Origin of the sequence: Mesorhizobium sp. M0633 (assembly GCF_040320645.1) — a bacterium.
GTDB lineage: Bacteria > Pseudomonadota > Alphaproteobacteria > Rhizobiales > Rhizobiaceae > Mesorhizobium.
In genome coordinates this window covers 1-12104 of the sequence record NZ_JAMYQC010000031.1, presented here as the reverse complement: position 1 = coordinate 12104, position 12104 = coordinate 1, and the positions used below count along the sequence as shown (strand labels likewise).

Below are 12104 nucleotides of genomic sequence, written 5' to 3'. Positions count from 1 at the left end.
GAAGGTGGCCGAGCGAAGCTCGGTCGGATGAGGGGTGCTGGACGGATCGCGGCCTTGGAGACGTAAGTGCTTCAAATCGCTGGGATTTTCTCCGCCGAGTTTCTTCCAGCACCCCTCATCCGTCTCGGCGCTACGCGCCGATCCACCTTCTCCCACAAGGGGAGAAGGGATGCGCGCTACACCGGCCGATAAACCTTCGCCGCAGTGTTCCAGAAAATATCCGCCTCTGCCGCCGTGCCGTGCTTGCCCACCGCCTCGCGGTGCGCCCTGATCAGCTCGGCATGGCTGGTCCACAGCTTCTCGATCGGGAAGTTCGAGCCGAACATCAGATGATTGCTGCCGAGGATGTCGATGGCGTTGTCGACGATATAGCTGATCAGCGCCGGGTCGTTGCGGTGGACGAAGGTGCCGAGGCCGGACAGCATTGCATAGAGGTTGGGCGCCGCTGACAGCGTGCGCAGGCCGGACTTCCACGCCTCGGTGGTCTCCGGCTCCATGTCGGTCAGCATGCCGGCGTGGGTGAGGATGAAATTCGTCTCGGAGTTGTCGCCGACGAGCGTCAGCCCGTCCTTCATCTGGGCGGGGAAAAGCTGCAGGTCGAAGGACAGGCCGTAATCCTTCAGCCGCGCGACATTGGCCCGCACCTTGGGGTCGATGACCTGATCGGCCGAGGCGGCGAAGCGGAAGGCCGGCGTTCCGTGCCAGTGCAGCTGCATGCGCACGCCGCGCAGCAGAGGGTATTTGATCAGCCGGTCGATCTGGGAACGCACGTCGTCCACGGTCATGTCGGCATAGCCGACGATGGCGTGCGGCCAGCCGGTTTCTTCCGCGGTCTTCTGCAGGAAGGCGACCTCTTTTTCGAAATCCTCCTTCGCCCAGTTGGTCTGCACATAGACCGCCTTCTCGACACCCGAACCTTGCTGATCGGCGAGGAATTCCTCGATCGGATAGTCACGGCGGATCGGCTCGTATGGACCGAAGATGCGCGGCACCATCGGTCCGACCAGCCAGGGCTGGTCCTCTCGGCGCCAGATGTGGAAATGCGCGTCGATCGCCTTCTGCATCACGAAACCCTTTTCCAGATTGGCGCGGCCGCCGGAGCGGGGCGGGCGAGCGACAGGATGAACTCGGTGAGGCCGGCGATCGAGGAGCCGTCGACCAGATCGTCGAGCACCGGCAGGATGGCGCGAAGTGCTGCCGTTGCCGGCCGGAAGCGCGGGTCGCCGGCCAACGGCGTCGCCAGCGAAAGCCGAAAGGCGCGGGCGCTCAGCCGGCGCATCGCCGTCTCCAGCTCGGCATGATCGCCGCGCTCCAGCGCATCGGACAGAATGACGATTGCCGCCCCGCGCGCAAAAGCGGAGAAGCGCGGCACCGACAGGAAGGCGAGCAGCGTCGGTCCCATGCGGGTGCCGCCGTCCCAGTCGTCGACCTGGGCAGCGGCGCGGGCCAGCGCCTGATTGCGGTCGCGAATGCGCAGCGGCGAGGTGATACGGGTCAGCCGTGTGCCGAAAGTGAAGACCTCCGCCCGGTCGGCGCCTTGCACCGCCGCGTGTGCCAGCTTGAGATAGTCCGATGTGTAGAGCTTCATCGAGCCGGACACGTCGATCAGCATGAGAAGCTTGCGCGGCACTGTCTGCCGCCGGCGCAGCAGCGGCGAGGGGATATCGCCGTCGGCACTGACGATTTCGCGCAGCGAGCGGCGCAGGTCGAGCTTGCCGCGGGCATTCGTGCGCACGGTGCGGAAGGAGCGGCGGGCGGGCAACGCGGTGGCGAGCTTGCGGCGGAAGGCGGCAAGCCCGTCGCTGTCGCGCTGGAACTCGCGGACGCTCAACTGTTCGCTGGCCGAAGACAGTTCGCCGCCTTGCTCCTGGCGGACCACCTCGATTTCTTCTTCGCCCGTTGCACCATCGTCCTTGATGCGGGTTTCCTCGTCGGCCTCGCCTTCGACCAGCGCCGCGGCGTCCCCATAGAAATGGCTCCGGAAATGCGCCTCGAATTCGTCGCGGCGGTCGGGCGGCGGCGCCAGCGTGGCAAGGGCCGCCTCGTGGATGTCGGCCATCGAGCGCGGCCCGAGCAGGGTTACGGCCTGCATGAAGTCTGATACCTGCTCCGGCGCGACAGCAAAGCCATAGCGGCGCAGCAGCCGGCCGAAGCCGAGCATTGGGGTTGCGGCGCGCGGCAAGCTTTCTCCCCGCATCATTCCTTCGCGCCCCCCTCTGTCCTACCGGACATCTCCCCCTCAAAGGGGGAGATTGGCAGCTTTGACGCTCCGCTCAGCCCTGCAATGTTGGAGTTTAGCGAAAGCCGGGATGACATCTGATCTCCCCCCTTGAGGGGGAGATGTCAAGTGGTGGCAAAGAGGGCAGGACAGAGGGGGGTGCTGTCCCGCCAACGTTGCGGAATGGACGGGAGGAGGGGATTGCCGACTTCCCGGCTCACGCCAGCGCCTCCTCGACAATCTTGCCGAGCTCGGGCGCGATGCAGGATAGATCCTCCTCGTCCTTGATCAGCACGCCGATGGCGCGGCGAAACGCTTCCGGCCAGGGGCTGCCGCCCTTTTCGAGGATGCTGGCGGCATTGGCCCATTCGACCGCCTCGGCGATGCCTGGCGGCTTGGCCAGCGGACGCGCGCGGATGTCGCGCACGGCGGAAGCCACGGCGCGCGCCGTTTCCTCGGCGACATCGCCGGCGCGCAGCATGATGATCTCGGCCTCGCGAATGGCGTCGGGATAGGTGATCCAGTGATAGACGCAGCGCCGCCGCAGCGCTTCGGCCAGTTCACGGGTGCGGTTCGAGGTCAGGATGACGATCGGCTGGGCCGTCGCGCGAATGGTGCCGCGCTCGGGAATGCTGATCTGGAAATCGGACAGGAATTCCAGCAGCAACGCTTCGAACTCATGGTCCGAGCGGTCGATCTCGTCGACCAGCAGCACGCGCTTTTCCGGCGCCTTCAGCACCTGCAGCAGCGGCCGCGCGATCAGAAAGCGGTCGTCATAGATGTCGACCTCGTGCTCGCCGGCGTGGCGGATGGCGAGCAACTGGCGCTGGTAGTTCCATTCGTAGAGCGCGTGTGCTGCGTCGATGCCCTCATAGCATTGCAACCGAACCAGATCGCGCCCGAGAACTTCGGCAATCGCCTTTGCAGCTTCGGTCTTACCGACGCCGGGCGCGCCTTCGAGCAGCAGCGGCTTGCCCAGCCTTATCGCCAGAAAGATGGCCGTGGCCAAGCTTTCATCGGCCAGATAGCGCGAGGCGGCGAGGCGCGACGCCACTGCCTCCGGCGAGGTCGCGACAGTCTCGGCGCTTCTCTTGGGCATTTCCAGCACTCAGTTTGGCGCCTGCGCCTTCAGCGCTCGCAGGATGCGCTCCGGCGTGATCGGCAGCGTATCGATGCGCACACCGACCGCGTCGAATACGGCGTTGGCCACCGCCGGGATTTGCGGGTTGGCGCACATCTCGCCCGGCCCCTTGGCGCCGTACGGTCCGTCGGCCGAGGGCCGTTCCAGCACGATGATCTCGGTTCGTGCGAGATCGCCGGGTCCCGGCATCAGATATTGGTTGAAATCGGTGCCGCCATGGTCGCGGTTGGGATAATAGGGTTCGGTCGTCTCGTAGAGCGCATGGCTGATGCCCATCCATGAACCGCCGACGAGCTGCTGTTCAACCATTTTCGGGTTCAGCGCGCGGCCGATCTCAAAGACGTTCTTCACCGTCAGCACGGTGACTTCGCCGGTTTCGTCGTCGACCTCGACCTCGGCAACCGTGCAGGCGTGGGCGTAGCAGTTCGACGGCTTCATCGCGCCGGTCTCCTTTTCGGGATAGGAGCGGGGGATCAAAAACATGCCGCGGCCGGAAATCGAACGGCCGCGCTTGAAATGCGCCGACAGCGCGACATCGAAGATCGAGATCGATTTCTGCGGCGCGCCCTTGACCAGGATGTTGCCCTGGCCATCGGTCTCGAGGTCGGACGCATTGACTTCAAGCTCCTCGGCCGCCACTTCCAGCATCACCTGGCGGGCTTCCCTGGCCGCCTGGATGACGGCGTTGCCGGCGCGATGCGTGCCGCGCGAGGCGAAGGTGCCCATGCAGTGCGGACCGGTATCGGTGTCGGCGGTGTCTACGACGACACGGTCGGTCGGCACGCCGATCGTCTCGGCGCAGATCTGCGCCATGATCTGCTTCATGCCCTGGCCGAGATCGACGCTCGACAGCGTGACCATGAAATTGCCGGTCGGCGTCGAATGCACCAGCGCCTGGGTCGGGTCGCCGCCGAGATTCATGCCGGTCGGGTAGTTGATCGCGGCGACGCCGCGTCCGCGCCTGATCGCCATCTCAAGCTCCCTTCGCGTAGGACGACATCGCCATGAATTTTTCTGCCACGGGCCAGTTGGCGGCGCGCGAGGCTTCCTGCATGCACTCGATCAGCGCAGCACCCTCGGTCGGCTGCCGATGTGCTTTCATGTCGCCATCGCGATAGGCGTTGATGAAACGGAATTCGAGCGGGTCCATGCCGATCAGCCGGGCGAGCTTGTCCATCTGTACCTCCAGCGCGAAATCGCCGATGGTGACGCCGAAGCCGCGCATCGCCGAGGACGGGGTGCGGTTGGTGTAGACGCAGTAGGTGTCGATCCAGACGTTCGGGATCGTATAGGGGCCGGGATAATGGCCGGCGCCCTTCTGCGCGCCGTAGGGCGAATGGCGCGAATAGGCGCCGGCGTCGGTGTAGCCGGTCACTTTGCGCGCGACGATGCGGCCGTCGTTCATGACGCCGTCCTTGATGACGACTTTCTCGGCGGCGCGCGGCGAGGAAATCTGCATCTCTTCCTCGCGGCTGTAGATAAAACAGACCGGTCGTCCTGTTATTTTGGCGCCAAGGATGGCGATCGGCTCGACGATGACGTCGACCTTGCCGCCAAAGCCGCCGCCGACAGTGCCGCCGACGAAATGCAGCTTGTTGCCGGGCATCTGCAGGATGATCGAGGCGTTATCGAGAGTGAAGAACATCGCCTGCGTGTTGGTGTAGCAGGTGAAGCGGTCGTTGCCCTCCGGCGCGACGATGCAGCCGGTCGTTTCGGTCGGCGCATGCTCGATCGGTGAAGACTGGTAGGTCTGTTCGAGCACGTGGTCGGCTCCTGTAAAGCCTGCCTCGACATCGCCGAAGCGCACCTTGCGGCATTCGCCGCTATCGTAGAGATAGTAGTTCCGGCCATGGTACTCATTGACGATCGGCGCGCCGGGCTTCAGCGCTTCGTCCATGTCGAAGACGGCCGGCAGCACCTCGTAATCGACCTTGACCTTGGCGGCGGCTTCCTGCGCGGCGCGCTCGGTCTCGGCCAGCACCGCCACCACGGCCTCGCCCTTCCAGCGCACCTTGCCGTCGGCCAGCACCGTCTCGTCCTCCGGCCCGATCTGGATCAGGATCAGGATGGTGTAGACATTGTGCGGCACATCCTTGGCGGTCAGCACCTTGACGACGCCGGGGTGCTTTTCCGCCTCTGACGTATCGATGCTGCGGATGCGGGCGTGATGATGCGGGCTGCGCACCATCTTCAGGTGCAGCATGCCGGGAAAATTGCGGTCGGCGAAATAGGTGGTCTTGCCGGTGACATGGCCGGGCGAATCCGAGCGCGGCCGCGGCTGGCCGATCTCGTGCAGATCGTCCTTGCGCTGGTCGGCGAAGTAGCTCTTGCGGAGTTCCATTTTCTTAACTCCCCTCAAGCCGCGCTCTGCGAATTGGAGCGCGCAGCGCTCAGCACCGCCTGGATGATCGGTTCGTAGCCGGTGCAGCGGCAGATATTGCCGGACAGTGCCTCGACCACATCCTCGCGGCTGGGGTTCGGCGTGTGATCGAGCAGCACCTTGGCGGCCATGATCATGCCCGGCGTGCAGAAACCGCATTGGGTCGCGAAGGCGTCGAGGAAAGCGCGTTGCAGCGGATGCAGCACGCCGCCTTCCGCCAGTCCCGAGGTGGTGGTGACGGTTGCGCCGTTGCAGGTCTCGGCCAGCGTCAGGCAGGAGAGCCTGAGCTCGCCATCGATGATGACCGAGCACGCGCCGCAAGTGCCCTGGTGGCAGCCGCCTTTTGGCGAGGTGTCGCCGATCTTGTCGCGCAGCGCATGAAGCAGCGTTGTGCCGCTGTCGATGAATTCGGCCTTTTCGGCACCATTGAGCGTGAACTGAACCGGGACCTTTGCCATCTTTTTACTCCTTGCGCCGCAGCCAGGCGGACATACGCGCCACGGTCTTTCAGGCGAGCAGCAGCCGGCCGAGATGGACCGGCAGGACTTCGTTGCGATACCAGGCACTGGCGATCGGATCGGTTCGCGGCGAAGTGCCGTCGCGGGCAACAGCCAGTGCCGGTGCGATGCCCTCGCTCGTGAGTTCCCGGCCAATCAGGGCCTTCTCCGCCGCCCTGGCACGGATCGGCCGGTCGGCCATGCAGCCGAGCGCGATCCGCGCGGACGACACAGTGCCGTCCGGTGCGTGCTCCAGCACGGTCGCGATGCTCAGCACCGAAATGCCCTTTGGCTTGACCCTCGACACTTTCAGGAAGCGAAAGCCGCCTTCCTTCGGAAGCGTGAAGCCGACCGCAGTGACGATGGCGTGGTTGCTCTCGCGTTTCGCCAGGAATGTCTCAATCGGCAGCTCGCCGTCATCGGTGCTGACAGTTGCATCCAAAGCCAGCAGCGCAACGGTGAAATCGCCGTAAGGCGTTGGCGCGAAGAGATTGCCGCCGACGCTCGCCATGTTGCGGATCGCCGGGCCGCCGACAGCGCGCGCGGCGTGGGCAAGGGGGGTGAGATCCGAGTGACGGGCGACCGCCGCCATGGTCACCGAAGCGCCGATGCGGACCTCGCCGCCGGAAATGCGGATAATTGACAGCGCCGGTTCGGTCGACCGGATGAAACCGGAGATCGACACGTCGCCTTCATTGGCGGCGCGCACGACCAGTGTGCCGCCACCGAGATAGCGGGCGCCGGCGGCTTTCAGCGCCGCGCCGGCGTCCTTCACCGTCGCGAAAGTCTGCAGTGCAAGCGCCATGGAACGCTCCCTTTTTCGGGCTTAGTCCGTCATTCAACTCTGGCCGGCAAAGTGGTTCTTCAGGGCGTTGAACCCGCCCTGGAAAACATTGGCGCCCATGCCTTCGGCCAATTTATCGGCTTCCTCGGGAGCGGCGTCGAAGCTGGCGGTCCATTCGGCATAGGTGCGGTCGCCGTCCGTCACCCGCCGCAACTGCAGCGTCGACTTGTGGTTGGTCAGCGGCTGCGGCGTCTCCAGGATGGCGTAGCTGACGAGGAAGTTCTCGTCGGAGAAATCGAGCAGCTTTTCGCGGAGGCGGGCGCCGCTGGCGAGCTGGAAATTGCGCACGCAGCCGATCGTGCCGGCATCCTTGCCGTCTTCGATATGGCTTTCGACCATGCGCGGGTGCCAGGTCGGCAGGCCGTTGAAGTCGCGTATGCGCGCCCAGACCTTTTCGACCGGTGCGTCGATGACGCTGGAGATGGTGACTTTCGCCATATGATCGTTCCCTTGCAAATCAGCTGCTTGGGAGGGTAGGGCGGCAGGCTCGGCAGCGCTTATCAATGCGTCTTGAACGCCTATCAAATAGTCTGAAAAAACGGGCGCTCAGCTGATCGCCCGCGCCGCCTCGCGGTAAAGCGTCGGCGGGACTCCGACATGGTCGCGGAAGAAGCGCGAGAAATTGCCTTGCGTGGTGAAGCCGAGATTGCAGGCGACCGAGATCAGCGGCTCCTGCGACCACTGTAACTGCCGCACCGCTTCCTCCATGCGCAGCGTGTTCCAATAGACGTTGGGCGTCAGATTGGTCTGTTCCTTGAACAGCGCGAAAAAATGCGGCCGCGACAGGCCGACGCTGCGCGCCACGTCGTCGAAGCAGATACGCTCGCAGACATTGGCTTTCATCAGCTGGATCGCCTTGCGGACGCGGAAGTCCTGCATGGTGTTGACGCGGGCGCGCACCGTCTGCGGTGCGGAGGCATCGGCGGCGTCGAGTACGCTGTCGATGAAGCGCTCGATCTCGTAGTTGGCGATGTCGTCGATGCTCTCATTGTCGCTGAGATGATCGAGGAGGTTGGCCGCTGCCTTGTGCAGCCAAGGCTCGAGCGTGATTGCCGGGGCGGAGAACAGCGGCGCGGCGGAAGGCAGCTCGCGGCGCCTTCGAGCCCAGTCCGGGTCGATGTAAAAGGCGAGGAACAGGCCAGGCGTGCCGTCGCGGGACAGAGCGTGGCTGTGCGGCTGGAAGGAATTGATGCCGGCGGCAGTGCCCGGTCCAAGCCGCACCGCCTCACGGCCGATGGTCATCTCGCCGGCCGTGCCTTCCAGCCAGATGATGATATGCGCCTCGACATGGGCATGGGTGACGAAGTCGCTGGCGACGTTCAGGACAGAAACATGTCCGAACCGGCCCCAGTAGAGCCTGATCGCTTCCGTCATGGGTATATCCTCCCGCAGGCGACTGGCCTCCCTTCGCCTGCTGCGAGCGATTGTGCGGCTCAGTTCGGGCTTGCGTCAAGACGGATGTGCACGTCCGGGCGCCGGCCATGCGCCGCAGCGGCGGATTTTCAGACCCGGCGATAGGAGCGCGTCCCCTTCTCCCCCTGTGGGAGAAGGTGGATCGGCGCGCTAGCGCCGAGACGGTTGAGGGGTGTTGGAAGAAATGAGGCGATGCCAATCTGGAGCACCCCTCATCCGTCGCCTTCGGCGACACCTTCTCCCACAAGGGGAGAAGGGGGAGGCTGCGCTTGAACGTCAGTCGTTGCGCCTGAAATTGCGGATGCGGTCGAACAGGACCGCCAGTAGGATGGCGCCGCCGATGAACACGCCTTGCCAGAAGGCATTGATGCCGAGCAGGCCGAGGCTGTTGCGGATGACCTCGATCAGCGCCGCGCCGACGACCGCGCCGAAGGCTGTGCCCATGCCGCCGGCCAGGTTGGCGCCACCGATGACGGTGGCAGCGATCACCTGAAGCTCCATGCCGTTGCCGAGATTGGTGGTGACCGCGCCCAGCCAGCCGGTCTGGATGATGCCGGCAAGGCCAGCCGCCAATGCCGAGATCATGTAGACGACGACCTTGATCTGGCGCACCGGAACGCCGGTCAGCGTTGCCGCATGCTCGTTGCCGCCGATGGCGAAGATGTGCCGGCCGAATTTGGTCCAGCGCAGCACAAAGCCGGTGATCAACGCCAGCACGATCATGTAGAGCACCGGATTGGCGATGCCGAACACCCAGGCGCCGCCGCCCAGCGCCAGCAGCTTGTCGTGGTCCGGCCCGAACTGGAAGACGACGGTGTTGTTGGAGGCGACCATGGCAAGGCTGCGTGCAATCGACAGCATGCCGAGCGTCACCACGAAGGGCGGAAAGCCGAGATAGGCGATCAGAACCCCGTTGAAGGCGCCGATGATCAGCGCTGTCGCGATCGCAGCGCCAATGCCGATCTCGATGCCGTAGCCGGCATGCATGGTCACGGCCAGCACCATCGAGCACAGGCAAAGCACCGAGCCGACCGACAGGTCGATACCGCCGGTGATGATGACGAAGGTCATACCGAGCGCCACGATGGCGACGAAGGTGACGTTGCGGGTGATGTTGTAGAGGTTCTTGGTCGTGGCGAAGGAATCCGTGGCCACCGACAGGAACAGGCAGGCGAGGATGACCGCGATCACCACCCAGAAGGTCTGGCTGGCAAACACCTTGCTCAGCAAGGTGTGCTGCTTGTGCGCGATCGTCTGATCAAGGGTGACTGCCATTATCGACCTTTTTTACTCATGGTTGAGGCGTCAATCATACCTGTTCGATGGCGCCGGTGATGAGTCCGGTGACTTCTTCCGGCGAACTCGATGCGATCGTCTTGTCGGCGACCTTGCGGCCGCGCCGCATGACGATGACGCGGTCGGCGACGTCAAAGACGTCGGGCATGCGGTGGCTGATCAGCACGACGGCGATGCCCTGGTCGCGCAAATGGCGGATCAGGTTCAGCACCTCGGCGACCTGGCGCACCGAGATCGCCGCCGTCGGCTCGTCCATCAGCACGATCTTGGCCTGCGAAAGCATGGTGCGGGCGATCGCCACCGCCTGCCGCTGGCCGCCCGACATTTGTTTGACCAGGTCGCGCGGGCGCGTTTCGGATTTCAGCTCGGCGAAGATCTGGCCGGCACGCTTGTACATCGCAGCATAGTCGAGGATGCGAAGCGGCCCGAGGCCGCGGCCCAATTCACGGCCGAGATAGACGTTGGCGGCGGCCGTCAGATTGTTGCACAGTGCCAGGTCCTGATGGACGATTTCGATGCCGTGCTGGCGCGCCTCGACCGGCTTGTGCAGGATCAGCTCCTTGCCGTCCATCTGCATCGTGCCATGGCTCGGCGGGAAATTGCCGGCGATCATCTTGACCAGCGTCGACTTGCCGGCGCCGTTGTCGCCCATCAGGCCGACAACCTGTCCGGCCTCGATCGACAACGAAACGTCGTTGACCGCCTGGATGGCGCCAAAATGCTTCGAGATGTTGGTGAGTTCGAGAACCGCCACCAGCCTTCTTGCCTCCCCGTGCTTTGCGGCCTGCGGTTCTGCCGCGGCCATTCGCTCTCCCCAGTTCCTCCCGGAAGCAGCGATTTTGCCCATTTACGCATAAGCCTCCTTGGCGTCAACCACGGCTTCTTTCGAAAAATCAGTTTTGTAGGACAAATAGCATTGACGTCGGTGACAAGGCGATATTAGCTAAGTGTCGGAGGAGCTTGCGCCGAGCCACCGGGTTGCCGGAAGGAATCGGTGAGGGTTTGTCGGTCAGGGATTTGGTAACCAGCGATATCTGTCGGTGCCGGTCTGAGACTGAATATGAAAATGCTTATCGACCTGGCTTGGCGACACGAGTGCGACGTCCTCTGTCATCTTGCTCCGGGTCGGTCTGTGTGTGGCGGGCACGCGGTGTCCGTTTGTTTCAAAAGGGAGGACTGACATGAGGAAATCACTATTGCTCGCCGCCGCCGCCGTCATGGCGTTGGGTGCCGGGCCGGCCATGGCCAAGAAACAGCTCGTCATCGTGGTGAAGGGTCTCGACAATCCATTCTTCGAGGCCATCCACCAGGGTTGCGAGAAATGGAACAAGGAAAACGCCAGCTCGGAATATGAGTGCTTCTACACCGGACCGGCATCGACCTCGGATGAGGCCGGTGAAGCCCAGATCGTCCAGGACATGCTGAGCAAGCCCGACACGGTGGCAATGGCGATTTCGCCGTCGAACGCGCCATTGATCGCGCAGACGATCAAAAGCGCCAATCCGTCGATCCCGATCATGACCCTCGACGCCGACCTCAGCAAGGAAGATGCGGCGCTGCGCAAGACCTATCTCGGCACCGACAATTACCTGATGGGTCACAAGATCGGCGAATACATCAAGAAGGCCAAGCCGAATGGCGGCAAGATCTGCACCATCGAAGGCAATCCGGCCGCCGACAACATCCTGCGCCGCGCGCAGGGCATGCGTGACGCGCTGTCGGGCAAGGACGGCCTCGCGGCGCTGGCAGGCGAAGGCGGCTGGACGGAAGTTGCCGGCTGCCCGGTGTTCACCAATGACGACGGCGCCAAGGGCGTGCAGGCGATGACCGACATCCTCGCCGCCAATCCCGATCTCGACGCCTTCGGCATCATGGGCGGCTGGCCGCTGTTCGGCGCTCCGCAGCCCTACCGCGACCTGTTCAAGCCGATGGCCGACAAGATCGCCAGCAACGCCTTCGTCATCGGCGCCGCCGACACGATCGGCGACGAGGTGGCGATTGCCCGTGACGGACTGGTGACCGCGCTGGTTGGCCAGCGGCCGTTCGAGATGGGCTACAAGGCGCCCTCGGTGATGATCGACCTGGTCGACGGCAAGCCGGTCGCCGATCCGGTGTTCACCGGCCTCGACGAATGCACCAAGGACACCGTCGACACCTGCATCCAGAAGTAGGTTCGCAGTTTCGGGGGGGCCCCGCGCCCGGCGGCCCCCGCTCCCAGGGCCTAAAAAAACCCCCCCCCGGCCCCGCGGTTGGGGGGTTGCCCCCGCCCATTGGTGGCCCGAGCTTTCGGGTTTGGCACCAACCCCCCCGGGGGG

12 protein-coding genes are annotated in these 12104 nt (G+C 64.3%); 1 reads left to right on the top strand and 11 read right to left on the bottom strand.

What is annotated here, in order from left to right; all coding sequences use genetic code 11:
- Nucleotides 1–176: 176 nt before the first annotated feature.
- The 11 genes from NKI47_RS26555 to NKI47_RS26505 all read right to left on the bottom strand — a co-directional run bounded on the left by NKI47_RS26555 (nt 177) and on the right by NKI47_RS26505 (nt 10543).
- Nucleotides 177–1064: an amidohydrolase family protein gene (locus tag NKI47_RS26555; protein WP_352594207.1), complete on the bottom strand. Its 888-nt coding sequence runs from the start codon at nt 1062–1064 to the stop codon at nt 177–179.
- Nucleotides 1064–2200 carry a vWA domain-containing protein gene (locus tag NKI47_RS26550; RefSeq protein ID WP_352594159.1) on the bottom strand — a complete coding sequence of 379 codons (1137 nt, stop codon included), beginning with the start codon at nt 2198–2200 and terminating at the stop codon, nt 1064–1066. Before NKI47_RS26550 ends, NKI47_RS26555 begins: the two co-directional genes overlap by 1 nt.
- A 235-nt stretch (nt 2201–2435) precedes the next feature.
- Nucleotides 2436–3317, bottom strand: coding sequence for an AAA family ATPase (locus NKI47_RS26545; protein WP_352594158.1), 882 nt, complete (start codon nt 3315–3317; stop codon nt 2436–2438).
- 9 nt (nt 3318–3326) lie between these two features.
- Complete coding sequence (locus NKI47_RS26540) at nt 3327–4331, bottom strand: xanthine dehydrogenase family protein molybdopterin-binding subunit (RefSeq protein WP_352594157.1); 1005 nt, start codon at nt 4329–4331, stop codon at nt 3327–3329.
- 1 nt (nt 4332) lies between these two features.
- Complete coding sequence (locus tag NKI47_RS26535) at nt 4333–5700, bottom strand: xanthine dehydrogenase family protein molybdopterin-binding subunit (protein WP_352594156.1); 1368 nt, start codon at nt 5698–5700, stop codon at nt 4333–4335.
- 14 nt (nt 5701–5714) lie between these two features.
- Complete coding sequence (locus NKI47_RS26530) at nt 5715–6197, bottom strand: (2Fe-2S)-binding protein (RefSeq protein ID WP_352594155.1); 483 nt, start codon at nt 6195–6197, stop codon at nt 5715–5717.
- A 49-nt stretch (nt 6198–6246) separates the two neighbouring features.
- Entirely contained in the window at nt 6247–7041 is a 795-nt protein-coding gene (locus NKI47_RS26525) for an FAD binding domain-containing protein (RefSeq protein ID WP_352594154.1), read from the bottom strand.
- Between the two features lie 33 nt (nt 7042–7074).
- Nucleotides 7075–7518, bottom strand: a complete 444-nt coding sequence (locus tag NKI47_RS26520) for an SRPBCC family protein (protein WP_023675802.1) — start codon at nt 7516–7518, stop codon at nt 7075–7077.
- 108 nt (nt 7519–7626) lie between these two features.
- On the bottom strand, nt 7627–8454 hold the full coding sequence (locus tag NKI47_RS26515) for an AraC family transcriptional regulator (protein WP_352594153.1): 828 nt from the start codon (nt 8452–8454) through the stop codon (nt 7627–7629).
- Nucleotides 8455–8769: 315 nt separating this feature from the next.
- Nucleotides 8770–9768, bottom strand: coding sequence for an ABC transporter permease (locus NKI47_RS26510; protein ID WP_254820532.1), 999 nt, complete (start codon nt 9766–9768; stop codon nt 8770–8772).
- Between the two features lie 34 nt (nt 9769–9802).
- Complete coding sequence (locus tag NKI47_RS26505) at nt 9803–10543, bottom strand: ATP-binding cassette domain-containing protein (RefSeq protein ID WP_352700186.1); 741 nt, start codon at nt 10541–10543, stop codon at nt 9803–9805.
- A 427-nt stretch (nt 10544–10970) separates the two neighbouring features.
- Between NKI47_RS26505 and NKI47_RS26500 the strand changes: the two genes are divergently transcribed.
- Complete coding sequence (locus NKI47_RS26500) at nt 10971–11960, top strand: sugar-binding protein (protein ID WP_023675805.1); 990 nt, start codon at nt 10971–10973, stop codon at nt 11958–11960.
- Nucleotides 11961–12104 lie beyond the last annotated feature (144 nt).

Bases quoted from the DNA above. Each gene is read 5' to 3' on its own strand.
- NKI47_RS26530 (WP_352594155.1), bottom strand. From the start codon at position 6,197: ATGGCAAAGGTCCCGGTTCAGTTCACGCTCAATGGTGCCGAAAAGGCC.
- NKI47_RS26535 (WP_352594156.1), bottom strand. From the start codon at position 5,700: ATGGAACTCCGCAAGAGCTACTTCGCCGACCAGCGCAAGGACGATCTG.
- NKI47_RS26515 (WP_352594153.1), bottom strand. From the start codon at position 8,454: ATGACGGAAGCGATCAGGCTCTACTGGGGCCGGTTCGGACATGTTTCT.
- NKI47_RS26555 (WP_352594207.1), bottom strand. From the start codon at position 1,064: ATGCAGAAGGCGATCGACGCGCATTTCCACATCTGGCGCCGAGAGGAC.
- NKI47_RS26500 (WP_023675805.1), top strand. From the start codon at position 10,971: ATGAGGAAATCACTATTGCTCGCCGCCGCCGCCGTCATGGCGTTGGGT.
- NKI47_RS26545 (WP_352594158.1), bottom strand. From the start codon at position 3,317: ATGCCCAAGAGAAGCGCCGAGACTGTCGCGACCTCGCCGGAGGCAGTG.
- NKI47_RS26510 (WP_254820532.1), bottom strand. From the start codon at position 9,768: ATGGCAGTCACCCTTGATCAGACGATCGCGCACAAGCAGCACACCTTG.
- NKI47_RS26525 (WP_352594154.1), bottom strand. From the start codon at position 7,041: ATGGCGCTTGCACTGCAGACTTTCGCGACGGTGAAGGACGCCGGCGCG.
- NKI47_RS26550 (WP_352594159.1), bottom strand. From the start codon at position 2,200: ATGATGCGGGGAGAAAGCTTGCCGCGCGCCGCAACCCCAATGCTCGGC.
- NKI47_RS26520 (WP_023675802.1), bottom strand. From the start codon at position 7,518: ATGGCGAAAGTCACCATCTCCAGCGTCATCGACGCACCGGTCGAAAAG.
- NKI47_RS26540 (WP_352594157.1), bottom strand. From the start codon at position 4,331: ATGGCGATCAGGCGCGGACGCGGCGTCGCCGCGATCAACTACCCGACC.